The 26,131-nt window shown below is 73.8% G+C and carries 19 protein-coding genes and 1 pseudogene; 11 read left to right on the top strand and 9 right to left on the bottom strand.

Going from position 1 to position 26,131, the window contains the following annotated elements; all coding sequences use genetic code 11:
- Position 1 precedes the first annotated feature (1 nt).
- Together ABZ898_RS16890 and ABZ898_RS16885 are read right to left on the bottom strand one after the other, a co-directional pair.
- Positions 2-217 (bottom strand): hypothetical protein, encoded by a 216-nt coding sequence (locus ABZ898_RS16890; protein WP_361658700.1) that lies wholly within the window; start codon positions 215-217, stop codon positions 2-4.
- Complete coding sequence (locus ABZ898_RS16885; RefSeq protein ID WP_361658697.1) at positions 204-1,646, bottom strand: PspC domain-containing protein; 1,443 nt, start codon at positions 1,644-1,646, stop codon at positions 204-206. Before ABZ898_RS16885 ends, ABZ898_RS16890 begins: the two co-directional genes overlap by 14 nt.
- A gap of 175 nt (positions 1,647-1,821) precedes the next feature.
- On the opposite strand from ABZ898_RS16885, the gene ABZ898_RS16880 reads away from it, so the two are divergent.
- A complete protein-coding gene (locus tag ABZ898_RS16880; protein WP_361658694.1) occupies positions 1,822-3,114 on the top strand; it encodes a PspC domain-containing protein in 1,293 nt (430 codons plus the stop codon).
- Positions 3,111-3,833 carry a response regulator transcription factor gene (locus tag ABZ898_RS16875; RefSeq protein WP_361658691.1) on the top strand — a complete coding sequence of 241 codons (723 nt, stop codon included), beginning with the start codon at positions 3,111-3,113 and terminating at the stop codon, positions 3,831-3,833. Before ABZ898_RS16880 ends, ABZ898_RS16875 begins: the two co-directional genes overlap by 4 nt.
- Before the next feature lie 54 nt (positions 3,834-3,887).
- Here the strand turns inward: ABZ898_RS16875 and ABZ898_RS16870 are convergent, their stop codons facing one another.
- Positions 3,888-4,988: a C40 family peptidase gene (locus ABZ898_RS16870; RefSeq protein WP_361658688.1), complete on the bottom strand. Its 1,101-nt coding sequence runs from the start codon at positions 4,986-4,988 to the stop codon at positions 3,888-3,890.
- A 435-nt stretch (positions 4,989-5,423) separates the two neighbouring features.
- Between ABZ898_RS16870 and ABZ898_RS16865 the strand changes: the two genes are divergently transcribed.
- Complete coding sequence (locus tag ABZ898_RS16865) at positions 5,424-5,777, top strand: hypothetical protein (RefSeq protein ID WP_361658685.1); 354 nt, start codon at positions 5,424-5,426, stop codon at positions 5,775-5,777.
- Here the strand turns inward: ABZ898_RS16865 and ABZ898_RS16860 are convergent.
- Positions 5,755-6,762 (bottom strand): hypothetical protein, encoded by a 1,008-nt coding sequence (locus tag ABZ898_RS16860; protein WP_361658682.1) that lies wholly within the window; start codon positions 6,760-6,762, stop codon positions 5,755-5,757. The two genes, ABZ898_RS16865 and ABZ898_RS16860, sit on opposite strands and share 23 nt — an antisense overlap.
- A gap of 350 nt (positions 6,763-7,112) precedes the next feature.
- Here ABZ898_RS16860 and pcrA point away from each other — a divergent pair, with 350 nt between their 5' ends.
- Positions 7,113-9,593 carry a DNA helicase PcrA gene (pcrA, locus tag ABZ898_RS16855; RefSeq protein ID WP_361658679.1) on the top strand — a complete coding sequence of 827 codons (2,481 nt, stop codon included), beginning with the start codon at positions 7,113-7,115 and terminating at the stop codon, positions 9,591-9,593.
- Between the two features lie 57 nt (positions 9,594-9,650).
- Here the strand turns inward: pcrA and ABZ898_RS16850 are convergent, their stop codons facing one another.
- Positions 9,651-11,126 (bottom strand): peptidoglycan DD-metalloendopeptidase family protein, encoded by a 1,476-nt coding sequence (locus ABZ898_RS16850; RefSeq protein ID WP_361658677.1) that lies wholly within the window; start codon positions 11,124-11,126, stop codon positions 9,651-9,653.
- Positions 11,127-11,605: 479 nt separating this feature from the next.
- Positions 11,606-12,460: an alpha/beta fold hydrolase gene (locus ABZ898_RS16845; RefSeq protein WP_361658675.1), complete on the bottom strand. Its 855-nt coding sequence runs from the start codon at positions 12,458-12,460 to the stop codon at positions 11,606-11,608.
- 239 nt (positions 12,461-12,699) lie between these two features.
- On the opposite strand from ABZ898_RS16845, the gene ABZ898_RS16840 reads away from it, so the two are divergent.
- Positions 12,700-13,119, top strand: coding sequence for a cobalamin B12-binding domain-containing protein (locus tag ABZ898_RS16840; protein ID WP_361658672.1), 420 nt, complete (start codon positions 12,700-12,702; stop codon positions 13,117-13,119).
- 6 nt (positions 13,120-13,125) lie between these two features.
- On the opposite strand, the gene ABZ898_RS16835 is transcribed toward ABZ898_RS16840, so the two are convergent.
- Positions 13,126-14,748 carry a DUF5691 domain-containing protein gene (locus ABZ898_RS16835; protein ID WP_361658669.1) on the bottom strand — a complete coding sequence of 541 codons (1,623 nt, stop codon included), beginning with the start codon at positions 14,746-14,748 and terminating at the stop codon, positions 13,126-13,128.
- Positions 14,749-14,795: 47 nt separating this feature from the next.
- Positions 14,796-16,151 (bottom strand): SWIM zinc finger family protein, encoded by a 1,356-nt coding sequence (locus tag ABZ898_RS16830; RefSeq protein WP_361658667.1) that lies wholly within the window; start codon positions 16,149-16,151, stop codon positions 14,796-14,798.
- A 132-nt stretch (positions 16,152-16,283) separates the two neighbouring features.
- Between ABZ898_RS16830 and ABZ898_RS16825 the strand changes: the two genes are divergently transcribed.
- The 5 genes from ABZ898_RS16825 (at position 16,284) to sucD (ending at position 23,333) form a co-directional block, all read left to right on the top strand.
- Positions 16,284-17,414 (top strand): AAA family ATPase, encoded by a 1,131-nt coding sequence (locus tag ABZ898_RS16825; protein WP_361658664.1) that lies wholly within the window; start codon positions 16,284-16,286, stop codon positions 17,412-17,414.
- Positions 17,411-19,765: a DUF5682 family protein gene (locus ABZ898_RS16820; protein WP_361658661.1), complete on the top strand. Its 2,355-nt coding sequence runs from the start codon at positions 17,411-17,413 to the stop codon at positions 19,763-19,765. The genes ABZ898_RS16825 and ABZ898_RS16820 overlap by 4 nt, the downstream gene beginning before the upstream one ends.
- Positions 19,762-20,940, top strand: coding sequence for a VWA domain-containing protein (locus tag ABZ898_RS16815; RefSeq protein WP_361658658.1), 1,179 nt, complete (start codon positions 19,762-19,764; stop codon positions 20,938-20,940). The genes ABZ898_RS16820 and ABZ898_RS16815 overlap by 4 nt, the downstream gene beginning before the upstream one ends.
- A 265-nt stretch (positions 20,941-21,205) precedes the next feature.
- Entirely contained in the window at positions 21,206-22,387 is a 1,182-nt protein-coding gene (sucC, locus tag ABZ898_RS16810; RefSeq protein WP_361658655.1) for an ADP-forming succinate--CoA ligase subunit beta, read from the top strand.
- A 28-nt stretch (positions 22,388-22,415) separates the two neighbouring features.
- Positions 22,416-23,333 (top strand): succinate--CoA ligase subunit alpha, encoded by a 918-nt coding sequence (gene sucD, locus ABZ898_RS16805; RefSeq protein ID WP_361658651.1) that lies wholly within the window; start codon positions 22,416-22,418, stop codon positions 23,331-23,333.
- 81 nt (positions 23,334-23,414) lie between these two features.
- Here sucD and ABZ898_RS16800 read toward each other — a convergent pair.
- Positions 23,415-24,215, bottom strand: a pseudogene (locus ABZ898_RS16800) (RNA polymerase subunit sigma-24); the annotation flags it as partial.
- A 189-nt stretch (positions 24,216-24,404) separates the two neighbouring features.
- Between ABZ898_RS16800 and ABZ898_RS16795 the strand changes: the two are divergent.
- Complete coding sequence (locus tag ABZ898_RS16795) at positions 24,405-26,114, top strand: DUF6350 family protein (protein WP_361658648.1); 1,710 nt, start codon at positions 24,405-24,407, stop codon at positions 26,112-26,114.
- Positions 26,115-26,131: the final 17 nt, after the last annotated feature.

The raw sequence follows: 26,131 nt of genomic DNA, 5'->3' as shown, positions 1-26,131 counted from the left end.
CTCAGACCTTCTCGTCCTCCGTGGCGTTCCGTCTGCGCGCGGCGCGGGTCACGGCGGTCGTCACCCCGGCCAGGATCAGGCCGCCGACGGCCAGGGGGATCGCGGTGAACCAGGGGATGTCCCACAGGCCGCGCAGGTCCCCCAGGTAGAGGCCGCCCGCGGCGGTGAGGGAGATTCCGCCGACCAGCCGTCCGGGCTGGAACTCATGACGCAGCACGGGTCACCTCCACCTGTCCGACGCCCACGTGCAGGTCGATCCGCAGCACGCCCGCCTTCCGGGTCCCCTTGTCCGGGACCAGGTTCGCCGTCTCGTGGCGGCCCGGCCGTACGTCCACGTTCCTCGGGTCGTCGCCGGGCAGCCGGATGTCGCCCACGCCCACGTCGATGCTCAGCACCGCGGTCGCGTCCGCCGGGACGACCACTCGCAGCCGCCCCGCTCCGAGTCCCGCTCTGGTGGCCATCGTCTGATCCCCGGTCAGGTGCAGTGCGGTCAGGTCGAGGGTGGCGGAGCCGGACCCCAGTTCGTACACCGGGCGGAGGTCCGCCGCGGTGGCCGGCCGCCACGCGGTGTTGTGCCAGTGGGAGGTGACATCGCCGGGCAGCGCGGCACTTCCGGCCAGCAGCAGCGCCGTGACCAGGGCGAGGAAGGCCGAGCCGCCGCCCGTCCGGCCCAGGAAGGCGCTGACGGCTATCCCCAGTCCGAACACCACGAGGGCACAGGCCAGCCCGGTCTGCAGGCTGGTGGCCAGCGGCCGGGTCTCCCAGGTGCGGCTGCCGCCCAGGAAGCCCGCCAGCAGGGCGAGCAGGAACACCCAGCCGCTGATCCAGCGGGCGCCCCGGCGCCGGGGGCGCTCCACGCGCGGGGTCCGTCCGGCGAGGGAGTGGGGCCAGGGGAGCTGGATGCCCACGTCGAGGGCCGGGTAGGTCGCCACATGGTCGCTGTAGTCGTCGCCGGGGCCCCAGAAGTACCCGGTGCCGCCCACATGGGTGCCGTCCTTGACGATCGGGTCCCGCCACCAGGAGGGGGCGCCGTGGCTGATCGGCGGCGCCTTGGTCTCCGGCGGGGCGTCGGCGGCCGCCTGCGCGGCTATGGGGTGGCCCCTGGGGGATTTCGGCCGGTCGCCCGGTTCGGGGTCGGGGTCGGCCGCCGCCCGGTGCCGCGACCAGTACCCGGCCCCGGCCAGCAGCAGGGAGAGCACCACCGCGAAGGTCAGCACCCCGCCGTTGCGCAGGGTGGTCAGGACGACGCCGCAGCCGATCAGGGCGAACAGGACGGCGGCCAGCGCCTGCCCGTCGACCCGGCCGGTGAGCAGCTTGCGTACCTCGTTCTCCTCCTCGTCGTCGTACGGCACGAAGAGCCAGGCGAAGCCGTAGAAGATCAGGCCGATGCCGCCGGTCGCGGCCAGCACGGCCAGGGTGATGCGGAAGATCACCGGGTCCATGTCCGTGTGCCGCCCGAGGCCCGCGCACACGCCCGCGATCATCTTGTGCCGCCGGTCGCGCCGGAGGCGGCGCGGGGCCTCGGCGGTGCCGGCCCCCTGCCCGTCCGCCGCGGCGGACGCGGCATCCGGCGGCCCGGTGCCCGAGGCCGGGCGCGGGCCGGAGCCGGGTCCCGGACCCGTCGCGGCGTGCTCGTGATCCGTCATGTGTCCATGGTGACGGGCCGGGAGCCGTGTGGGCAGCCGGGCCGACCCTGGCTGAACCCTGAAATCGCCCCTGAGACCGGACCGGGGGATGTTCGAAGACCCCGGGGAAGATCAGGGGAGTCTCGGGGGACGACCCTGATGCCCCGGCACCCGGCGCCGTGTGACCATCGTTGGCATGCCGGAAGCCGCAGCACTCCCCCTCGAAGACCCGCGGCCGCCGCGCAAGCTCTACCGCAGCGGTGACGGCCGCTGGCTGGGCGGAGTGGCGCGGGGCCTCGCCGGGCATCTCGGGCTGCCCGTGGTGTGGGTCCGGCTCGCCTTCGTCGGCCTGTTCATGGCGAACGGCCTCGGCGCGCTGCTGTACGCCTCCTTCTGGTTCTTCGTCCCGCTCGGCGTCGGCGGTGTGGGCGACCACAAGCCGTCCTCGCTGGTCGGCACCGAGACCTCGCCGGACGGGCGCCGGAGACTGGTGGCGCGCAAGCCGGACAAGGGGCAGATGGTCGCGCTGCTCCTCATGGTCATCGTGTCCATCGTCTTCCTGGGCAGCGTCAACCTGACCAACACGGCCAAGGCGTACCTGGTGCCGGCCGTGCTCGTCGCGGCGGGCGTCGCCCTGGTGTGGCGTCAGGCGGACAACGCCCGCCGGGCCCGCTGGGTCGAGGTGGGCGGCCGCCGGCGCACGCTGACCCTCCTCAGGGCGGGCGTGGGCGTGCTGCTGGTCACGGCCGGGGTCTCCGCCATCTTCGTCATGCAGGTCTCCGCGGTGCACCTGGGCGCGGTCCTGGAGGCCGCGCTCGCCGTCCTCGTCGGCATCACCCTGCTCGCGGGTCCCTATCTCGTCCGCGTGACCCAGGACCTGTCCGAGGAACGCCTGATGCGCATCCGCGCCCAGGAGCGGGCCGAGGTCGCCGCCCACGTCCACGACTCGGTGCTGCACACCCTCACCCTGATCCAGCGCAACGCCGACAACGCGGGCGAGGTGCGCCGGCTGGCCCGGGCGCAGGAGCGGGACCTGCGCACCTGGCTGTACAAGCCGGAGGGCACCGGCAAGGACGAGGCCGACGAGCCGGACACCGTCGCGGAGGCGGTGCGGCGCAACGCGGCCGAGGTGGAGGACAAGCACGGGGTGCCCATAGAGGTCGTGGTGGTGGGCGACTGCCCGCTGGACGACCGGACGAGCGCGCAGATGCAGGCCGCGCGCGAAGCGATGGTGAACGCCGCCAAGTACGGTGGCGAGGGCGGTGCCGTGCAGGTCTACGCCGAAGTCGAGGGGCGTACGGTCTTCGTGTCCGTCCGCGACCGGGGGCCGGGTTTCGACCTCGACTCCATACCCGCGGACCGCATGGGGGTCAGGGAGTCGATCATCGGGCGTATGGAGCGCAACGGCGGCACGGCCCGGCTGCGTCCGGTGCCGGACGGCGGCACGGAAGTCGAGCTGGAGATGGAGAGGGCGGAGAAGACGGCATGAGCGACGCGACCGAGGCGAACGGCACGACGGGGGCCGGGGCGGCGGAGGGTACGGCGGGGCGTCAGGTGCGTGTGGTGCTCGTCGACGACCACCGCATGTTCCGCACCGGGGTGCGGGCGGAGATCGGGCAGACCGCCCGGACCGGGGTGGAGGTGGTCGGCGAGGCCGCGGATGTCGACCAGGCGGTCTCGGTCATCGCCACGGCCCGCCCCGAGGTGGTCCTCCTCGACGTCCACCTGCCCGGCGGCGGCGGGGTCGAGGTGCTCCGGCGCAGCGCGGCGCTGATGGCGGACCCGGAGCGTCCCGTGCGCTTCCTCGCGCTGTCCGTCTCCGACGCCGCGGAGGACGTGATCGGGGTGATCCGGGGCGGCGCGCGCGGCTATGTCACCAAGACCATCACCGGGTCCGACCTGATCGACTCGATCTTCCGGGTGCAGGAGGGCGACGCCGTCTTCTCGCCGCGGCTGGCCGGGTTCGTGCTGGACGCGTTCGCGTCCACCGACGCCCCGCCGGTCGACGAGGACCTGGACCGGCTCACCCAGCGCGAGCGGGAGGTGCTGCGTCTGATCGCCCGGGGCTACGCCTACAAGGAGATCGGCAAGCAGCTCTTCATCTCGGTGAAGACGGTCGAGTCCCATGTCTCGGCGGTGCTGCGCAAGCTCCAGCTCTCCAACCGGCACGAGCTGACCCGCTGGGCGACGGCCCGCCGCCTGGTCTGACGCGGACGGCTCCGGGCGGCGCCCCTGGAGCCGGGCCCCGTCTCTCACGGTCTCTCACGCCACCCGGGTGGCTCCCGCGAACGGCATCTGGTCGATGGGCGCCACGCGGACCGGCGCCGAGGGGTTGGGGGCGTGGATCATGCGGCCGTTGCCGACGTAGATGCCGACATGGCTGATGCCGGAGTAGAAGAAGACCAGGTCACCGGGGCGGAGCTGGGAGCGGGAGACGCGCCGGCCCGCGTTGATCTGGGCGTAGGTGGTGCGGGGCAGCGAGATGCCCGCGGAGCGGTAGGCGGCCTGGATCAGCCCCGAGCAGTCGAAGGCGTTCGGGCCGGTCGCGCCCCAGACGTAGGGGCTGCCGAGCTTGCGGTAGGCGTAGGCGACGGCCGTGGAGGCGCGGGAGCCGGGCGCGGTGGCGCGAGGCGGGGACGGCGTGGCGGGGGCCGCCGGTACCGGTGCCGAGCGGCCGCCGGTGCCAGTGCTGGTGCCGGAGCGGGTGGCGCGGGCCTGGGCGGCCGTGGCGCGGTCGGTGACCTCGGCGCGTTCGGTCGGGGTGAGCCGTTCGAGCAGCCGCCGCGCCTGCGCGAGTTTCGCGGTGACGGTGTTCTTGTGCCGCGCGAGTTCCGTCTGCCGCGACCTCAGCGACCTGGCCTCGACGCGGGCCGCGCCGCGCAGTTGCTCGATCTCCCGGAGCTGGGCGCGTACCCGGGCCACCTGCCGGGCCCGTCGGTCGCCGGCCCGTTCGGCGAAGGCCGCGCCGTCCAGGTAGCGGTCGGGGCTGCTGGAGAGTGCGAGCTGCCAGCTCGGGGCGATCGCGCCGTCGCGGTACTGCGCGGCGGCGAAGGACCCCAGGGCGCCGCGCGCCTTGTCGAGCCCGGCCTGCTTGCGGGCGGTCTCGTCGCGCAGCGCGTTCAGCCGGTGCTGGGCGGCGTCCGCCTTCTCGCGCGCGCCGTTGTATCTCTCGGTGGCGGCTTCCGCCTCCCGGTACAGCCGGTCCACTTGGCTCTTGACCTGGGCCGCGCCGGGCCGGGGCTCGGCATGTCCCGTCGCGTCGAAGACCGTCGTGGTGGCCGCGCCCGCCAGGGCGAGGGTGGCGGCCGTGCGGGCCGTGTTGCCGCCGAGCGAACGCGCTCGGGGCTTTCGGTGGGCTGCCACCTGGACCGTCACGTCCTTCCATGGGACTCGTGCGGCCGAGAACGCCTGCCCCTGAGGGGCCGGTGTCCGACGGCCGTCCGCACAGGGGAGACGGCGGCCGACGGACGGTCCTCGGCGGTGATGTCCGGCTGCCGCCCATGGTCCGGGCGGCTTGTGGGGAGCCGGTCACCTGGGGGAGGACGCTAGGCCGAATGGTGACAGGTTGGTAACGCGTGTACGGAAGTGTCCCCTGTGGACCGGTCGGTGACCGGGTCCGACCGGAAAGCCGGGCCGGCGGAGTCGCGTTCCCGCGGCGGCTGATCGAAGAGGGGAACAAGGGGCCCGGGGGAGTCAGGGGGTGCTATGGCCACGAGCGGGTGAGATCAGCCCGTGCCGTGCGGGCGACGCGGGCCCGGTGCCGGTCGGGCCGCCCGTACCGAACTAGGCTCGGGTCCCATGACCGTACTCATCCATGTCTTCGTCGGCCTGCACATCATCGGCATCGCCGCGCTGCTCGGCGGCTTCCTCACCCAGATGAAGGCGATGGGCCGGGGTACGGCCCGCTTCGTGCCCGCCATGCTGCACGGCGCGATCACCATGCTGGTCACCGGCGTGATCCTGGTCGGCCTCGACGAGGCGAACGGCCATCACGTCAACAACATCAAGATCGGCATCAAGCTGGCGCTGCTGATCGTGATCCTCGCGCTGGTCTACGTGAAGCGCGACGAGGAGACGGTCGACAAGGGCATGTTCGGGCTGGTCGGCGCGCTGACCACGGCGAACGTCTTCATCGCCGTGCTGTGGACGTGACGTCCGCCGTCCCCGCCTCCCGGACGCCGCGGTTCCCGGCGCGCGCCGCGAGCACCGCGCCCACCGCGGCGGCCGCCCACACCGCGACCGCCACCCACACCAGCACCTTCCCCGGCCCGCTCAGCCACGTCACGCCCAGGGCGGCCCCGACCGCGAGGGTCGCCGCCGCCGTCATCCCCATCGAGAACACCGTCGCCCACCGCAGCAGCCCGTAGCGCGGCCGGGGCCGGGCCAGCTCGGCCAGCAGCAGGACGGCGTAGCAGGCGAGGTCCAGCGCGAGCAGGATCGCGCTCACCTGGCGCAGGACCTCGCTGTCGTCCCTGTTCCACAGGTACAGCCGCGCGCTGTCGGCGGAGATCAGCCGGGCCCCGGCCAGCGCCGAGATCGACAGCGCGCCGCCGGCGATCCAGTGGTCGCCCGGCCCCTCGAGCACCTGCCGGGTGTCGAACCGGGGCAGGGTGAGGGCGTAGAGCAGCAGGCCCAGCCAGAACAGCACCAGGGCGGTGTGCGCGAGCCAGGCCGTCGCCACGGCACCGGCCAGCGTGGCCGCCAGTACCGCGATCGCCTGTGTGGCCACGCAACACATGAACACCGTGCCCGGCATGCGCTGCCCCCAGTTGCGCAGGACGGCCACGAGGAGGACCGGCCAGAGGAGCGCCGCCAGGGCCAGCAGGGCGCCGGCCAGGGGCTGGAGGCCGAGGAGCGAGATCCGGGTGCCGAGCACCGCCGTCGCCGCCACCGCCGTGAGCGCGGCCGGGTCCCGCGCCTCCTCGGCCCAGCGTCCCCGCTGCCCGGTGAGCCGCAGCGCGAAGGCGGCGGCGAGGGTCAGCCAGGCGAGGCAGGCCGCCGCCAGGAAGATCCGGGACACCACCTCGACGCCCGCCAGCCGCAGGCCGATGGAGACGACGGCGGTCGCCATGACGGCGGCTCCGGCCGCCGGAGGACGCTCCGCCACCCACGTACGCACACCCGAGATGCCCGACATGTCCCCGATGCTAGGGGGTGTCTTCCCGATCTTCGTGGATCAGCCCGCGGCGTCTGGTGCGGTGCCTCGGCGTGCGGCCGGGTCGTCCGCGTACTGGACGTACTCGGGCGGTCCGGCCGTGCGGCGAGGTGCCGTGCCAGGGGTGCGGGCCCGCGAAGATCGGGAAGACACTCCCTGGGGAGCGGTGCGTCCCTGGCGGGGACCCCACGCGCGCGGGGGCTCGAACAGAGGACCGGGGCCGGTAGGACGCCCGTACGTCCCGGTGCGCGGAGATCGTCCCCTCGCGCGATCCGGGCGGGTTCCCGGGACCGGGACCGCTTGTCGGCGGGGCGCCCTAGACTCGTAGAGCGATGAGCAGCCTCTTTGACGACAGCTTCCTGGCGAACCTCCAGCCCCCGCGCGGGCCCGAGGAGGAGTCCGCGCCGCCCGAGGACGAGCACGCTCCGGAGCCGGTCCCGGACGACCTGTTCGGGGGGGAGTTCGACCTGCCCCCGGACCGGGACACCCACTACCGCGACGGCGCCCCGCGGCCGCCGGTCGACGCGGCGGCCCTGCTGGAGGGGCTGAACGACAACCAGCGCGCGGCCGTCGTCCACGCCGGCTCCCCGCTGCTCATCGTCGCCGGCGCCGGTTCCGGCAAGACGCGGGTGCTGACCCACCGCATCGCCCATCTCCTCGCCGAGCGCCATGTGCACCCCGGCCAGATCCTGGCGATCACCTTCACCAACAAGGCCGCGGGCGAGATGAAGGAGCGGGTCGAGCAGCTCGTCGGCCCCCGCGCGGGCGCGATGTGGGTCATGACCTTCCACAGTGCCTGCGTCCGCATCCTGCGCCGCGAGTCGAAGAAGCTGGGCTTCACCTCGTCCTTCTCGATCTACGACGCGGCCGACAGCAAGCGCCTGATGGCCCTGGTCTGCCGCGACCTGGACCTCGACCCCAAGCGCTACCCGCCCAAGTCCTTCAGCGCCAAGATCAGCAACCTCAAGAACGAGCTGATCGACGAGGAGGACTTCGCCGCCCAGGCGACCGACGGGTTCGAGAAGACCCTCGCCCAGGCGTACGCGCTCTACCAGTCGCGGCTGCGCGAGGCCAACGCGCTCGACTTCGACGACCTGATCATGACCACGGTCAACCTGCTGCGCGCCTTCCCCGACGTGGCCGAGCACTACCGCCGCCGCTTCCGGCACGTCATGGTCGACGAGTACCAGGACACCAACCACGCGCAGTACGCGCTGGTCCGCGAGCTGGTCGGCACCGGGGCGCACGCGGAGGACGTACCGCCCACCGAGTACGACCTCCCGCCCGCCGAGCTGTGCGTCGTGGGTGACGCGGACCAGTCGATCTACGCCTTCCGGGGCGCGACCATCCGCAACATCCTCCAGTTCGAGGAGGACTACCCCGACGCGACGACGATCCTGCTGGAGCAGAACTACCGCTCCACGCAGACCATCCTGACCGCCGCCAACGCGGTCATCGAGCGCAACGAGTCCCGCCGCCCCAAGAACCTGTGGACCAACGCGGGCCAGGGCGCGGGCATCATCGGCTACGTCGCGGACAACGAGCACGACGAGGCCCAGTTCGTCGCCGACGAGATAGACCGTCTCACCGACGCGGGCGACGCCAAGGCCGGGGACGTGGCGGTGTTCTACCGCACCAACGCCCAGTCCCGTGTGTTCGAGGAGATCTTCATCCGCGTCGGCCTGCCGTACAAGGTCGTCGGCGGTGTGCGCTTCTACGAGCGCAAGGAGGTCCGGGACGTCCTGGCCTACCTGCGCGTGCTGGCCAACCCCGAGGACTCGGTGCCGATGCGCCGCATCCTCAACGTGCCCAAGCGGGGCATCGGGGAGCGCGCCGAGGCGATGGTCGACGCCCTCGCCCAGCGCGAGAGGATCAGCTTCCCGCAGGCGCTGAAGCGGGTGGACGAGGCGTACGGCATGGCCAGCCGCTCCACCAATGCGGTCAAGCGGTTCAACGCGCTGATGGACGACCTGCGCACCGTCGTCGAGTCCGGCGCCGGACCGGCCACCGTGCTGGAGGCGGTCCTCGAACGCACCGGTTATCTGGCCGAGTTGCAGGCGTCCACCGACCCGCAGGACGAGACCCGGATCGAGAACCTCCAGGAACTCGCTGCCGTGGCGCTGGAGTTCGAGCAGGAGCGCGAGGACGGCGAGCAGGGCACGCTCGCGGAGTTCCTGGAGCGGGTCGCGCTCGTCGCCGACTCCGACCAGATCCCCGACGAGGAGGACGGCGACGGCGTCATCACGCTGATGACCCTGCACACCGCCAAGGGCCTGGAGTTCCCGGTGGTCTTCCTCACCGGCATGGAGGACGGCGTCTTCCCGCACATGCGCGCCCTCAGCCAGACCAAGGAGCTGGAGGAGGAGCGGCGCCTGGCCTACGTCGGCATCACGCGCGCGAGGGAGCGGCTCTACCTCACCCGCGCCTCGCTGCGCAGCGCCTGGGGCCAGCCGTCGTACAACCCGCCCTCCCGGTTCCTGGAGGAGATCCCGGCCGCCCACCTCGAGTGGAAGCGGACCGGTGCGTCCGCCGCGCCCGCGTTCGGCAAGGCCGCCTCCTCGGTCGCGTCCACCCTGTCCTCGTCGCGGTCCCGCTCGTCCGCGGCCGGCGCGTCCGGGTTCGCCACCCGCCGTACCGGTGACAAGCCGGTGGTGTCGCTGGCGATCGGGGACCGGGTCACCCATGACCAGTTCGGTCTCGGCACGGTGGTCGCGGTGGCCGGCGAGGGCGACAAGGCACAGGCCACGATCGACTTCGGGGCCGGCAACTCCAAGCGGCTGCTGCTGCGGTACGCGCCGGTGGAGAAGCTGTAGACAGACGACGCGGGCCCCGCCGGAAGGGCGGGGCCCGGTCAGGTCAGGGCGGCGGGATCAGGTCGGGTCCAGGCCGTGGCTGCGCAGCCACGGCAGGGGGTCGACCGCCCCGCCGCCGGCCGGGCGGACCTCGAAGTGCAGGTGCGGGCCGGTGGAGTTGCCGGAGTTGCCGGAGTAGGCGATCGGCTGGCCGGCCTTGACGCTGGTGCCCGAGGGGACGCGGTAGCTGGAGAGGTGGCAGTACCAGGTCTCCGTGCCGTCCTTCGCCGTCAGGACCAGCATGTTGCCGTAGGCGGTGTTGAACTTGGTGGTGACGACGCCGTCGGTGGCGGCCATCACGGTGGTGCCGTAGGACACGGGGAAGTCGATCCCGGTGTGGACGGACATCCAGTTCACACCCGCCTGGCCGAACCCCGCGCTGAGGCCCTTCTGCATCACGGGGATGGCGAACTTGGGCCGCAGTCTCTCCTTGAGCGCGGCCGCGGCGGCGGCCTTCTTCTTCTCCAGCGCCTGCTGCGCCCGCAGGTCGATGCGCTCCTGGGTCCGGCTCACCCGGTCGGTGAAGTCGTCGGCCCCGGCGGACAGGGTCCGCAGCTGGGTGTCGAGCTTGCTGTTGGCGACGGACGGCTTCACGGTGGGGGCGTCGGCCGCGGAGGCGGCGGCCTCCTGGGTGTCACCGGTCAGGTCACCGACCGAGGCGGCGGCGATCCCGGCCACGCCCATCACACAGGCCGAGGGCACGGCCACGGTCAGCAGCGCGGAGCGCTTGGCCGGCGAGCGGCGCCGGGAGCGGGCCGCGGCACGGGAGCCGGGGCGCGGTACGGGGGTGACCTCCTCCTGGTCGTCCAGGAGGACCGGCTCGGCGGGGAACTCGCCCGCGGGGGCCGGCTCGTCCGCCGCGTCGAGGGGTTCGCCGTACTGATGGTCCGCGTACTCGGCGTGGGCGGCGTCGTCCCCGTACGGGTCGTGGATCACCTGGTCGAAGGTGGCCGTCGCCTGCTCGTCGAACGGCTCCTCGGCGCGCTGGTGCTCGGGGGCCGTGCCGTCGGTGTTCCACTGGGTGGCGTCGTAGGCGCCGGTGTCGAGGGTCTGGGTGCCCCATTCCCACTGCTGGGCGAGGTCGGGGGCGGGCTGCTGCCCGTGCTGGGACCAGGAGTTGGGGTCCCAGGCGCCGGTGTCCTCGTGGGTGCCCTGCGCGGGGACGGTCCAGGCGGCGGTCTCGTAGGCGCCCGTGTCGTAGCCGGTGTGCTGCTGGGCCGCGTAGGGGTCGCCCAGGATGTGCCCGCCGTCGCCGGTCTGCCAGTGCGTGGTGTCGTACGCGCCCGTGGTCTGGACGCCGGCCGGATAACCGCCGAGGTGCGGATCGGCGGCGTAGGCCGCCTCGCCCACCGGGAAACCGCTGGCGTCGTAACCGCCGTACGTGGTGGAGTCGTCGTACGGGACTTCCGGTGCTCCGTACGGTGCGTAGTGCGCGTGGGAGGCGTCGGAAGCCGGAGCCGGGGTCATGGTCCCCGACGGGTGACGGTCGTTCACCAACTTCTCTTTCGCCTCGACAACAGGGGCTGCCAGAGCAGTGCGGCGACTGTACCCGGCGGTACGCGGGCGCGACAATCTTCCGCTGGTTTCACGCGGACGGGAAACGGGCATTCGGCCGTGTTTCGGGGTTGGCCGGACGCGAGTTTGGCTTTGTGTTCGAAGAGTGTTCGAGCATCTGTGACACTGCGTCACCCGTGTGCGGCCTGTGGCAGCCCTTTGGAGCCCACTCCGTGTGCCAGGTGTGGAAGTCGGGGAGCGATGGGGTGAAGCCGCTCCGGTCCGGGGCGGGGGACCTGCTTTCACCGGTTCACCGACGAACGGAGTGCTCGCGGCGTGTCCTGGTCCGTACAGGTGACGGGGGTGCGGTGCGCCGGGGGACGGCCGGTGCCGTGAGCGGTGTCCCAGGGGGCTGATGCGCGCCCCGGGCGGCAGGGCTCACGTTCGGTGACCGTACGCATTCGCCCCGAAACGGCCGCTCAGGCCACGGTCAGGCCGCCGCCCTCCTGCCGCTTCATGGCGGACTCGGAGTCCAGGGCCTCCCGTATGCCGGCCGCGACCGCGGGGTGGACGGGGAGGGCGAGGTGGCCGATGCCGCTGACCCGGATGTTGTGCGCCTCCAGGTCGGGGTGGTCGACGCAGGCCGCCTCCAGCGGGGCCATCACGGAGTCCAGGTCGCTCCAGAAGCTCACGAACCGCGTGCGGCAGCCCGGCGCCGGGCGGGCCAGCTCCTCGATCACGGGGGAGTCGGGGCGCATCTGCCGCACGATCGGGTGCGCGTTGGCCAGCGGCACCGCGCGTGTCCCGGAGTGCGGGGTGCCCAGGGTGACCACCGTGCGCACCCGGACGTCACCGCCCAGGCACTGCGCGTAGTACCGCGCGATCAGGCCGCCGAGGCTGTGGCCCACGATGTCCACCTGGGCGCTGCCGGTGCGCTCGCAGATCTCCTCGACATGCCTGCCCAGCAGCTCGGCCGCCGTGCGGATGTCGCAGGTCAGCGGGGAGTAGTTCAGCGACTCCACCCGCTGCCTGCCGTGCTGGGCGAGGCTGCGGCGCAGCAGGACGAACACCGAGCGGTTGTCGATGAAGCCGTGCAGCAGCACGACCGGCGGGCCGGCGGGCACAGGAAGTCTCGCCGTGCCCGCGGGCGCGGGAAGGGCGGCCGGGCGGCGCTCCTGGGTGAGGCCGGTCGGGTACAGCAGCATGTGACCGGCGAGGATCGCGGCCTCCAGGGCGGTGGCCTTCACCAGCGTCACGGACTCGGAGGCCAGTCTGCCGGGCCACAGACGCCGGCAGATCGGGAGGAAGAGTGGCAGTACCCCGGTGACCTTCATTGGCCGACCTCCTGTCGGCACGTGGGGGGCGTCTCTGTCCCCCAGGTGCCCTCATGTCCCACCATGTGATTTCCCCCTCGCGGCCTGCCGTAAAACAGTCCGCTGCGGGATGCTGGAGATAACGTTCGTTCACTTCGCGACAGGTGGCGGAACGTGCCAGGTGTGCGGTACTTGTCGGTACGGGACGGAAGCGGTCGCTTCCGCGGTCCCTTGATGGTGGTCGCTTGATGGAGGCAGTGATGGGTGTGGCAGCCGGTCCGATCCGCGTGGTGGTGGCCAAACCGGGGCTCGACGGCCACGATCGCGGGGCCAAGGTCATCGCCCGCGCGCTGCGCGACGCGGGTATGGAGGTCATCTACACCGGTCTGCACCAGACGCCGGAGCAGATCGTGGCCACGGCGATCCAGGAGGACGCCGACGCGATCGGCCTGTCCATCCTCTCGGGCGCCCACAACACGCTCTTCGCCGCCGTCATCGACCTCCTCAAGGAGCGCGACGCCGACGACATCCTGGTCTTCGGCGGCGGGATCATCCCGGAGGAGGACATCCCGCCGCTGCGGGAGAAGGGCGTCGCCCAGATCTTCACGCCGGGTGCGACCACCACGGCCATCGTGGAGTGGGTGCGGGCGAACGCGCGCCAGCCGGCCGCTTCCGGCTGACCCCGCTCACGCCCGGCCGTCCGGGGCCAGCTCGCGCACCATCGCCGCGCGCAGGCGCAGGGTGGTCGCCAGTCGTTGGAACGCCTCCGTCCAGTAGCCCCCGGCGCCGGGGGAGGCGTCCTCCCGCCGGCCGGGCACGGTCAGCAGGCTGTCCAGCCGGGCCGTCTCGGCGGGGTCGAGGCAGCGCTCGGCCAGGCCCATCACCCCGCTGAAGCTCCACGGGTAACTGCCGGCCTCCCGCGCGATGTCGAGGGCGTCCACGACCGCGCGGCCCAGCGGGGCCGTCCACGGCAGCGCGCACACCCCGAGCAGCTGGAACGCCTCCGACAGGCCGTGTCCGGCTATGAACCCGGCCACCCAGCAGGCCCGTTCGTCCGCGTCGAGCACGGCCAGCAGCTTGGCCCGGTCGGCCAGGGACACCGCGCCCGGCCCGCCCGCGTCCGGCGCCGACGGTGTCCCCAGCAGCGCCTTCGCCCACCTCGGGTCCCGCTGCCGCACCGCCGCACGGCACCAGGCCGCGTGCAGCTCGGCCTGCCAGCCGTCCGTCACGGGGAGCGCCACGATCTGTTCCGGGGTGCGCCCGCCGAACCGGTCCGGCCAGGTGCCGAGCGGGGCCGCCCCCACCAACTGACCGAGCCACCACGACCGTTCGCCCCGGCCCGACGGGGGTCTGGCGGCCACGCCGTCGTGCTCCATGTCCGGGTCGCAGGCCGCCGGTGCCTCCACGACGATCGCCGCCGCGCTGCCGGTGTGGTCCAGGGCCACGCAGGTCGCGGCCCGCTTCGCCATCCGCGCGGCCAGCGCCGATCCGGGCAGCGTGGACAGCAGCTCGGCCGCCGTCGCCCGGACGTTGCGGCTGCGGTCGCCGAGGGCCTGCTCCAGGAAGGGCTCGTCCTCGGCCGACAGGCCCGCGCGCAGCGAGTCCAGGAACATCAGCCGGTCCTCGGCCCGCTCCCGCGCCCAGGTCTCCACGAGCAACTCCCGCGCGGACGCCGGGACACGGGAGCGCAGCGCGCTCAGCAGGGCCACCCGCTCCGCGAACAGGCCCTCCTCCCACAGCTTGCGCACCGCCTCGGTGTCCTCGGGGCCGGGCAGCGCCGAGGCACCGCCCGAGGCCGAGCGCTGGGCGAAGCGCCAGTCCGGGTTCAGCCGGGCCAGCCACAGCGCCCGGGCGCCCGCGAACTCCAGCGCGGCCGGCCGCAGATCCGTACGGGCACGCGCGGCGTCCAGCAGGGCGGGCAGCGCCTGCGCGGGTGCCGCGTACCCGTGCGCGTTGGCCGCCGCGAGCCACTGGGGGAGGAGTTCGGTCAGGTCGGGGGTGCTGCCGCGGCGGCCGCCGCCTCCGCCGTGGCGGTCGGCGAGCAGGAGCGTGAGCCGGTGGGCCGCGGCGGGCGGCAGCGCGGGGCGGGTGTCGGCGGGAGCGGGCTCCGGCCGCGAGGCCACGCGTCCGGGGCGCAGCCCGGCCCGCCGCCGCACGGCCGCCACGGCGGCGGCGTCCAGCAGGGCGACCGGTGCCTCCCGGCCGGCGAGGTCCATGGGGAGGGGGCGGCGGTCGGTGCCGAGGAGCGCGGAGGTCAGGAGGTCCTCCCAGTGGGGTGCCTGGGCGGTCGCGTCCGGGGTCTGGTGCATGGGTTCCCTTCCGGTGAAGGCGTGGGCGGAGGCGGGGACTTCGGCGCTCAGCTGAGGCTCACCGGATCGCCGCCGACCTCCGTCCACGCCGTCAGGGGCGTGAAGCCGCGGTGCCCGCACTCGCCGAACACCGTGAGCGGGGCGCCCCCGGAGAGGGCGACCAGGCGCCACAGGCCGGGGCGGGTCAGGAACGCCGGGGTCAGCGGCAGGGCGGTGTCCGCGTCGGCGTCGGCCAGGTGCCAGGTGCCGGAGCCGTCGTCCGGGACCGGGACGACCGCCTCCAGGGTGACCGGGACGGAGTCGAGCCAGGGGTCCTCGCGGAGTGCCTCGCCGTAGGAGGACAGCGCCCGGGTGACGGTGACGCCGGGCGGGCGGGACGTGGCGGGTGCCGCCTGCGCGTGGCGGGTGCCCAGGGTGGCCCGGACCCGGGCCGCTCCCGGGTGGTCGGACAGGTCCGCGTCCAGGGACATGCCGACCGGCAGGGAGAGTTCGGGGGCCCGGCCCGCCGCGCCGTAGGAGAGGAGCAGGCGGGTGCGGCCGGTGTCCGTGCCGTGCAGCCAGATGCGGCGGGTCGTCAGCCGGGCGTCGGACGAGTCGTACTGCGCGAGAACCTGCCAGCGGTCGCGCACCGGTGTGCCGTCCGCCGGGGCGGGCAGACCGAGGCGGGTGCGGACCGTGGCCGCGAGCGCGTCCGGCAGCCCGTCATGGTGGAGCCAGCCCTGGTCGAGGAGGTGGAGCAGCGCGCACTCCTCCAGCAGCCGGGCCGGCCAGCCCGCGCCCGAAGCCGGTATGGCACCCAACTCCCGCACCCGCGCCGCGAGTCCTGGGGCCTGTGCGTCGACCATGCGGGCCGCGGTCTCCTCCCACATCCCGTATCCCGCCCGTTCGGCCGAGGCCAGGCCGTCGCGGAGCAGGTCGGCGAGGCGCCGCTCCAGCTCGGTGGCGCCCGCGGTGACCCGCTGGTCCCGCCGCTCCGCGCGCCGCCGCGCGGCCTCGGGGTCGGCGGCCGGGCCGCCCGCCGCCTGTGTCTTCCTGGCCTCCGCCCGGCCGCGCCGGCCCGCGAGCCACTGCTCGGCCCAGTCCGGCGCCGCGTCCGCCGCGGGCACCGCGCTCTCGTCCGACGCCTGGAGCAGCAGCAGCCCCAGCGCGTGTTTGCACGGGAACTTCCGGCTCGGACAACTGCACTTGTACGCGGGCCCGGCGGGGTCCGACAGGTCCACCACCGTCTGGTACGGCTTGCTGCCGCTGCCCTTGCACAGCCCCCACACCACCCCCTCCTCGCCGCTGCCCGCACCGGACCACGGCCCCGCCACACCCAGTTTGCTTCCCGCTTTGCGCGACGCTGCGTCAGGCGCCAGAGCCAGCACCTGTTCCGCAGTCCGGCGCACCCCCTGCTGAGTCATGTGAACGACGTTAGAACCCACCACTGACAATCCGTCCGGGCGCGGAGTTCATGCAGGTCAGGGCGATTGTCAGTGGGGTGCTGCATGGTGGTTGCCAGATGACCCGCGGCCGAGCTGGAGGGGGCCTCAGCCATGTCTGTGTCCACGCAGTCCACGAATGTCGAACCGATGCCGAATCAGGCGCCGCAGGCGTTGCGACCGCACGCCGAGGACGCCTTCGCCGCCGAACTCGCGGCGCTCGCCGCGCAGGACGACCGGCCGCGCCCGGAGCGCTGGAAGCTGTCGCCGTGGGCGGTCGCCACGTATCTGCTCGGCGGCACCCTGGCGGACGGCACGGTGATCACACCCAAGTACGTGGGCCCGCGCCGCATCGTCGAGGTCGCCGTCACCACGCTGGCCACCGACCGCGCCCTGCTCCTGCTCGGCGTGCCGGGCACGGCCAAGACCTGGGTGTCCGAGCACCTCGCGGCCGCCGTCAGCGGGGACTCCACCCTGCTGGTGCAGGGCACCGCCGGCACCCCGGAGGAGGCGATCCGGTACGGCTGGAACTACGCCCGCCTGCTCGCCCACGGCCCGAGCCGGGACGCCCTCGTGCCCAGCCCCGTCATGCGCGCCATGGCCGAGGGCATGACGGCGCGGGTCGAGGAGCTGACCCGGATACCGGCCGACGTGCAGGACACGCTGATCACCATCCTGTCCGAGAAGACCCTGCCGATCCCGGAGCTGGGCCAGGAGGTGCAGGCCGTGCGCGGCTTCAACCTCATCGCCACCGCCAACGACCGCGACCGGGGCGTCAACGACCTGTCCAGCGCGCTGCGCCGCCGCTTCAACACGGTGGTGCTGCCGCTGCCGGAGAGCGCTGACGCCGAGGTCGACATCGTCAGCCGCCGCGTCGACCAGCTCGGCCGCTCGCTCGACCTGCCCGGCGCGCCCGAGGGCCTGGACGAGATCCGCCGCGTCGTCACCGTCTTCCGCGAGCTGCGCGACGGCGTGACCGCGGACGGGCGCACGAAGATCAAGTCGCCGAGCGGCACCCTCTCCACCGCCGAGGCCATCTCCGTCGTCACCAACGGCCTGGCTCTGGCGGCCCACTTCGGCGACGGCGTGCTGCGCGCCGGGGACGTTGCCGCGGGCATCCTCGGCGCCGTGGTCCGCGACCCGGCGGCCGACCGGGTCGTCTGGCAGGAGTATCTGGAGACGGTCGTGCGCGAGCGCGACGGGTGGAAGGACTTCTACCGGGCCTGCCGCGAGGTGAGCGCGTGAGCGGGGCCGGGCCCCGGGCCGGGGCGTTCGGGGGAGGCCCGCTGCTGCTGGGCGTCCGGCACCACGGGCCGGGCTCCGCGCGGGCGGTGCGGGCCGCGCTGGACGCCGCCGCGCCCGCCGTCGTCCTCATCGAGGGACCGCCCGAGGCCGATCCGCTGATCCCGCTCGCCGCCGATCCCGCGCTGCGCCCGCCGGTCGCCCTGCTCGCCCACGCCGTGGACGAGCCCGGCCGCGCGGCGTTCTGGCCGCTGGCCGAGTTCAGCCCCGAGTGGGTGGCGATCCGGTGGGCGGTGGAACACGAGGTCCCGGCCCGCTTCATCGACCTGCCGGCGACCCACTCGCTGGCCTGGGAGGAGGACCCGGGCGACCTTGAAGAAGAGGCGGCGGAGGAAACAGAGGCCGAGCACGCGCGCGTGGACCCGCTCGCCGCCCTGGCCGGGGCCGCCGGGTACGACGACCCGGAGCGCTGGTGGGAGGACGCCGTCGAGCACCGGGGTCCGGGCCGGGACGAGCCGTTCGCGCCGTTCGCCGCGCTGGAGGACGCCATGGGCGCCCTGCGGGAGCGGTACGGCGACGGCGGCCGGCCGCGCGACCTGGTGCGCGAGGCGTACATGAGGCTCCAGGTCCGCGCCGCCCGCAAGGAGTTCGGGGACGAGGTGGCCGTGGTCTGCGGCGCCTGGCACGTGCCCGCGCTCCGCGCGAGGACGACCGTCACCGCCGACCGGGCTCTTCTCAAGGGCCTCCCCAAGCTCAAGACCGACCTGACCTGGGTGCCCTGGACCCACCGCAGGCTGGCCCGGTCCAGCGGATACGGCGCCGGGATCGACTCACCGGGCTGGTACGCGCACCTGTTCCGGGCCCCGGACCGGCCGGTGGAGCGGTGGCTCACCAAGGTGGCCGGGCTGCTGCGCGAGGAGGACCGGATCGTGTCCTCCGCCCATGTCATCGAGGCGGTGCGGCTGGCCGACACCCTCGCGGTGATGCGCGGCCGCCCACTGCCCGGCCTCACCGAGACCACGGACGCCGTGCGCGCGGTGCTCTGCGAGGGCTCGGACGTGCCGCTGTCGCTGGTGTGGGACCGGCTGGTGGTCGGGGACGTCCTCGGTGAGGTCCCCGAGTCCGCGCCCGCCGTGCCGCTGCAGCGCGACCTCGCCCGCGAGCAGCGCCGGCTGCGGCTCAAGCCCGAGGCGCTGGAGCGCGAGCTGGAGCTCGACCTCCGCAAGGACACCGACGCCGCGCGCGGCAGGCTGCTGCACCGGCTGCGGCTGCTGGGCGTCGGCTGGGGCGAACCGGCCCGCTCGCGCGGGAGCACGGGCACCTTCCGGGAGACCTGGCGGCTGCGCTGGGAGCCGGAGCTGTCGGTACGCGTCGCCGAGGCCGGGGTGTGGGGCACCACCGTGCTGGGCGCGGCCACCGCCAGGGCCGAGGCGGACGCGGTCGGCGCGCGGGCGCTGGCCGACGTGACCGCGCTGGCCGAGCAGTGCCTGCTCGCCGGGCTGCCGGACGCGCTGCCCGTGGTGATGCGGGTGCTCGCCGACCGCGCGGCGCTGGACGCCGACGTCGGCCATCTCGCCCAGGCGCTGCCCGCCCTGGTCCGCTCGCTGCGCTACGGCGACGTACGCGGCACCGACACCGGCGCCCTCGCCGACGTCGCGGCCGCCCTCGCCGAGCGCGTCTTCATCGGGCTCCCGCCGGCCTGCGCCACCCTGGACACCGACGCCGCCCAGGAGATGCGCGGCCATGTGGACGCCGTGCACGGCGCGGTCGGGCTCCTGGCGGAGACGCTCACCGGGCACGACGGCCTCCGGCCCCGCTGGCGGGCGGTGCTGCGCACCCTGTCCGGGCGGGACACCGTGCCCGGTCTGATCCGGGGCCGGGCGGTCCGGCTGCTGCTGGACGACGGGGTGCTGGAGGCGGAGGACGTGGCCCGGCTGATGGGGCTGGCCCTGTCGCCGGGGACACCGCCCGGGGACGGGGCCGCGTGGGTCGAGGGGTTCGTCGGAGGCGGCGGGGGAGGGCTGCTGCTGGTGCACGACGAGCGGCTGCTCGGGCTGGTCGACGCCTGGCTGACCTCGGTGCCCGCCGACGCGTTCACCGACGTGCTGCCGCTGCTGCGCCGCACCTTCTCGGCGTACGAGCCAGGGGTGCGCAGGACCCTCGGCGAGCTGGTCCGGCGCGGTCAGGGCGGCGGCACCGGCGGGACCGCGCACCCGGTGGCCTCGCCCGGCTTCGCGCCGGAAGCGGACGCCGGACGCGCGGACGCCGTGCTGCCCGTGCTTCACCTGCTGCTCGGCCTCACGCCGGAGCGGCCTCGACCGACGGACGACGACCTCGCGGGGGTGGGGGCATGACGAACGGGACGACACGGCTCGACGGCGACGCCGAGCGGCTGCGCCGCTGGCGGCTGGTGCTCGGCGGGGACCAGGCGGACGGCACCGGTGTCGCCCTGTCCGGCCGGGACGCGGCGATGGACGGCACGCTCACCGCGCTGTACGGCCGGGGCGACAAGGCGGGCAAGAGCCCGGCCGGGCGCGAGCGTTCGGCGGGGCTCGGCGGTTCGGCGCCCTCGGTGGCGCGCTGGCTCGGCGACATCCGCACCTATTTCCCCTCCTCCGTCGTGCAGGTCATGCAGCGCGACGCCATCGACCGGCTGGGCCTGGCCGCGCTGCTGCTGGAGCCGGAGATGCTTCAGGCGGTGGAGGCCGACGTCCACCTGGTCGGCACGCTGCTCTCGCTCAACAAGGCGATGCCGGAGACCACCAAGGAGACGGCGCGGGCGGTCGTGCGCAAGGTGGTGGACGACCTGGAGAAGCGGCTGGCGACCCGCACCCGGGCCACCCTCACCGGCGCCCTGGACCGCAGCGCGCGGATCAGCCGGCCGCGCCACCACGACATCGACTGGAACCGCACCATCGCGGCCAACCTCAAGCACTACCTGCCGGAGTACCGGACGATCGTGCCGGAGCGGCTCATCGGGTACGGGCGGGCCGCGCGGTCGGTGAAGAAGGAGGTGATCCTCTGCATCGACCAGTCCGGGTCGATGGCCGCGTCCGTGGTCTACGCGTCGGTGTTCGGGGCGGTGCTCGCCTCGATGCGGTCGATCAGCACGCGCATGGTCGTCTTCGACACCTCCGTCGTCGACCTCACCGACCAGCTCGACGACCCGGTGGACGTCCTGTTCGGCACCCAGCTCGGCGGCGGCACCGACATCAACCGCGCGCTCGCCTACTGCCAGTCGAAGATCACCCGGCCCGCCGAGACGGTGGTCGTGCTGATCAGTGACCTCTACGAGGGCGGCATCCGCGACGAGATGCTCAAGCGGGTCGCGGCGATGAAGGCGTCCGGCGTGCAGTTCGTGACCCTGCTCGCGCTGTCCGACGAGGGGGCGCCCGCCTACGACCGGGAGCACGCGGCCGCGCTCGCCGCCCTCGGGGCGCCCGCCTTCGCCTGCACCCCGGACCTCTTCCCGGAGGTGATGGCCGCCGCCATCGAGAAGCGCCCGCTGCCCATACCGGACACCGCGTGACAAGCCGGAAGGACACCCAGGTCGAACAAATGGACCCCAGGAGACACGGCGTGTCAGGGAAAGCGGCATCATGTGACAGGTATCACCGCTCGGGTGTGACTCGCGATTTAGAGGCCCCCGGCAAGCAGGGATAACCTGCGAGACGGACATGCCGCGCGCTCGGACACCGTGTGCGCACCCCTTGTGACAAGCGGACGTCACGTTGCCCTTCGCGGCACGCCCACGCATCCAACGACCGCGAGATCACTGATAGGGACGGAAGCGCGTGGACCTGTTCGAGTACCAGGCGAGGGACCTCTTCGCCAAGCACGATGTACCGGTGCTGGCCGGTGAAGTCATCGACACGCCTGAGGCGGCGCGCGAGATCACCGAGCGTCTGGGCGGCAAGTCCGTCGTCAAGGCGCAGGTGAAGGTCGGTGGTCGTGGCAAGGCCGGCGGCGTCAAGCTCGCCGCCACCCCGGACGAGGCCGTCGCCCGCGCGACGGACATCCTCGGCATGGACATCAAGGGCCACACGGTCCACAAGGTGATGATCGCCGAGACCGCTCCGGAGATCGTCGAGGAGTACTACGTCTCCTACCTCCTCGACCGTGCCAACCGCACCTTCCTGGCCATCGCCTCCGTCGAGGGCGGCATGGACATCGAGGAGGTGGCGGCCACCCGTCCGGAGGCCGTCGCCAAGATCGCCATCGACGCCATCGACGGCGTGGACGAGGCCAAGGCCCGCGAGATCGCCGAGGCCGCCAAGTTCCCGGCCGAGGTCGCCGACAAGGTCGCGCACGTCCTCGTCAAGCTGTGGGACACCTTCATCAAGTCGGATGCCCTCCTCGTCGAGGTCAACCCGCTCGCGAAGGTCGCCTCCGGCGACGTCATCGCGCTCGACGGCAAGGTGTCGCTCGACGAGAACGCCGAGTTCCGCCACCCCGAGTACGAAGAGCTGCACGACAAGGAAGCGGCCAACCCGCTCGAGGCCGCCGCCAAGGCGAAGGGCCTCAACTACGTCAAGCTCGACGGCCAGGTCGGCATCATCGGCAACGGCGCGGGTCTCGTCATGAGCACCCTGGACGTCGTCGCGTACGCCGGTGAGAACCACGGTGGCGTCAAGCCCGCCAACTTCCTGGACATCGGTGGCGGCGCCTCCGCCCAGGTCATGGCGAACGGCCTGGAGATCATCCTGGGCGACCCGGACGTCAAGTCCGTGTTCGTCAACGTCTTCGGCGGCATCACCGCCTGCGACGAGGTCGCCAACGGCATCGTCCAGGCGCTGCAGCTCCTCGAGGAGCGCGGCGAGAAGGTCGAGAAGCCGCTCGTCGTCCGCCTCGACGGCAACAACGCCGAGCTGGGCCGCAAGATCCTCACCGACGCCGACCACCCGCTGGTCCAGCGCGTCGACACCATGGACGGCGCGGCCGCGAAGGCCGCCGAGCTGGCCCACGCCGCAAAGTAAGCACTCAGGACGAGGACACCAACACACCATGGCTATCTGGCTCAACAAGGACAGCAAGGTCATCGTCCAGGGCATGACCGGCGCCACCGGCATGAAGCACACCAAGCTCATGCTGGGTGACGGCACCGAGGTCGTGGGCGGCGTGAACCCGCGCAAGGCGGGTCAGACCGTGGACTTCGACGTCCCCCAAGGCCCTAACGGCCAGGGCGGGGCCCCCATCGAGGTACCCGTCTTCGGGACCGTCAAGGAGGCCATCGAGAAGACCGGCGCCAACGTCTCCGTCATCTTCGTGCCGGAGAAGTTCACCAAGGACGCCGTCGTCGAGGCGATCGACGCCGAGATCCCGCTGGCTGTCGTGATCACCGAGGGCATCGCCGTGCACGACACGGCCGCCTTCTGGGCGTACGCCGGCAAGAAGGGCAACAAGACCCGGATCATCGGCCCGAACTGCCCCGGCATCATCACGCCGGGCCAGTCCAACGTCGGCATCATCCCGGGCGACATCACCAAGCCGGGCCGCATCGGCCTGGTCTCGAAGTCCGGCACGCTGACGTACCAGATGATGTACGAGCTGCGTGACCTGGGCTTCTCGACCGCCGTCGGCATCGGTGGCGACCCGATCATCGGCACCACGCACATCGACGCCCTGGCCGCGTTCCAGGACGACCCCGACACCGACCTGATCGTGATGATCGGTGAGATCGGTGGCGACGCCGAGGAGCGCGCGGCCGCGTTCATCAAGGACAACGTGACCAAGCCGGTCGTCGGCTACGTCGCGGGCTTCACCGCTCCCGAGGGCAAGACGATGGGCCACGCCGGCGCGATCGTCTCCGGTTCGTCCGGCACCGCCCAGGCGAAGAAGGAGGCCCTGGAGGCCGCGGGCGTCAAGGTCGGCAAGACGCCGACCGAGACGGCCAAGCTGGCGCGGGAGATCCTGAGCGCCTGAGGCACTCGGCTCCGGCAGCAGCACGACGGCGGGCCCGTCCCCTTTCCGGGGGCGGGCCCGCCGCCGTGTCCGCGCACGGGCTCAGCCGGGCAGCGGCGCCAGCCGTTCCGGGCCGCTGCCCGCCTCGGCGCGCAGCTTGGCGCGCAGTGACAGCTCGGTGGGCGAGAGCGGGCCGAGGGCGGGGGCCGGGGGGACCCCGCGGACGGCCTGGGCGGGGGCGATGGGCGCCTCGTAGTGCGTGGGCGCCGTGCGCAGGGTGAGGCCGGTCGCGCCGATGATGGCGACGGTGAAGGCGATGGCGGCGCGGGTCCAGAAGACGCTGCGGCGCTCGCCGCAGGTGCGGACCGTTTTCGGCGCGTCGGCGCGCAGCCGTTCCGTGGAGGCGAGTTCGGCCAGGCGCCGGTGCAGGGTGGCGGGGTCGGCCAGTTCCGGCAGCTGCGCGGCGACGGCCTCGCGGGCGCGGATCAGCCGGCCCGCCGCCGCCGGGGTGCTCGCCTCGGTCTCGGCCGCCGTCTCGGGCAGGTCGAGGCCGACGCCGTCGTACAGCACGAGCGTGCGGCGGTAGGAGGGCGGGAGCCGCAGCAGCGCGTGCAGCAGGGCGCGGGCGGCCGGGTCGGCGGGCGGGGGCTCGGGGGTGCGGTACCGGGGGCGGAACCCGTGCCAGGGGGAGAGGGCGTACTCGTACGCCGTGGCCCGGACCCAGCCGCCGGGGTCGCGGTCGCGGGCCACCTCGGGCCAGCGCTGCCACGCCGACTGGAAGGCACGCTCCACCGCCTCGCGGGCCAACTCCCGGCTTCCGGTGAGCAGATAGGTCTGCCGGACGAGGGCGGGGGCGCAGAACGCGTACAACGCGTCGAACGCCTGATCGGGGGTCAGGGAAGGTGGGGTCGGCATCGTCTCTCCCCTCAGGGAGGCTTCCTGAGTGCCCGTCGGGCTCGTGGTGAGGGCCCGGCGGGTGGTGGTGCTCCGCGTCACAGCTCACCCCTCTGTGTGAAAAGGCACATAAACATATATTGAGCGACACTTCGGGGGTTCGCCTGTTACGCCGGGAAAGCGCGTGTCGTTGGGAGCATGGCGGGCGTGATGCCGCTGACACTCCGTCGCCTGTCGTCGTCCCTGCGGTCCCGGATGCGGGACCGTTCCCCCGGCCTGGGCGCCGGACTCGCGAGCGGCGCGCTCGCGGCCGGACTCGGCCTCGGCGCGTGCGCGGCCCTGGTGATGCTGCTGTGGGTCAGTTCGCCCTACCCGGACAGCGGACCCGGCGGCGCGCTGCATGTCGCGGCGGCGCTGTGGCTGCTGGCGCACGGGGTCGAACTGGTCCGTGCCGACACGCTGTCCGGGGCGCCCCAGCCGGTCGGGCTGACCCCGCTGCTGCTGCTCGCGCTGCCGGTGTGGCTGGTCTACCGGGCGGCGCGGGACGCCACCGACGCGTCCGGCGAGCCCGACGGTCCGCCACCGGTCCCGGCGCGCACCGCGTGGACGGGCGTCGTCCTCGGTTACCTCGGCGTCGGCGCGGCGGCGACGCTGTACGCCCTCGGGGGTGAACCGCGCCCCGAGTGGCCCTGGGTGACGGCCTGTCTGCCCCTGCTCGCGGGCGGCGCCGCGGCGGTCGGCGTCCGGGCGGGCCGCGGCCGTCCGCACCGGCCCCTCCCGCCCCGGTTCCTGCCGCGCCGGGTGCGCCTCCCGCTGTCCGGCGCGGACGCGCGCCGCCGTCTGGGTACGGCCGCCCGCGCGGCCGGAGCGGCCACGGCCGTGCTCACCGGCGGCGGGGCGCTGCTGCTCGGCGCGTCACTCGTCTGGCACGGCGGCACCGCCCGGCTGGCCTTCACCGAGCTGACGGAAGGCTGGACCGGACGCTTCACGGTGCTGCTGCTCGCCGTCACCCTGATCCCCAACGCGGCCGTCTGGGCGGCCGCCTACGCGCTGGGCCCCGGCTTCGCGCTCGGCGCCGGGCACGTCGTGCACCCGCTCGCCTCGGACCCCGCCCCGCTGCTGCCCCCGTTCCCCCTGCTGGCGGCCGTCCCCGACGCGGGCCCCGGCACCCCGCTGAACTGGGCGGTGGCGCTGGTCCCGGTCGCCGCCGGGGTGACGGCGGGCTGGTACGTGGCGTCGGCGGCCGTGACACCGGCCCGGCCGTGGCTGCACTGGTCGGCGGGGCGTACCGCCGGGGTTCTCGCGCTGGCCGCGCTGGCCTGCGCCGCCGCGCTGACCCTGCTCGCCGCGCTGTCCGGCGGCCCGCTGGGCGCGGCCGCCCTCTCCCGCTTCGGCCCCGCGGCCCGGCTGACCGGTCCGGCGGCCGGGCTCTGGGTCCTCCTGCCCGGTACCCCGGTGGCCCTCGCGGCGCGGGCCTGGCGCCTGCACGCCCTGCGCCGCGCGGGCCTGCTGCCCCCGCGCAAGTCCCGTCCCGCCCCGGAACGCAAGGCCGCGCCGGTCCCGGACGCGCCCGGCCCGGAGCCGGAGGAGGAGCTGTACGACTACCTCCGGGCGGACGCGGAGGCCACCAAGGACCCGGCCGACGCCCCGGCGGTGCCGCGCGCCCCGGAGGAGACACCCCGCCCCCGGAACCCGGAGCCGGAGCCCGCCGTCACCGAACCGGACGGCAGCGCCGACGAGCCCGGGGACTCCGGGTCCGCCGAGCCCGGAGAGTCCGGTTCCGCCGAGCCCTCGGAACCCCCCGGCCCGGTGGTCCCGCCCCGAGACCCGGAGGCCGTCGGAGCACTGACGCCCACCCGGACGCAGGAGGCCGGGCCGGACCCCGAGGGGCCTGACTCCTCCCCCTGAGCCGGGCGGGCGCGGGG

The organism is Streptomyces sp. NPDC046860 (assembly GCF_040645115.1).
GTDB lineage: Bacteria > Actinomycetota > Actinomycetes > Streptomycetales > Streptomycetaceae > Streptomyces.
The sequence above is the reverse complement of the archived record's forward strand: the minus strand, read 5'-3'. Positions and strand labels throughout refer to the sequence as shown.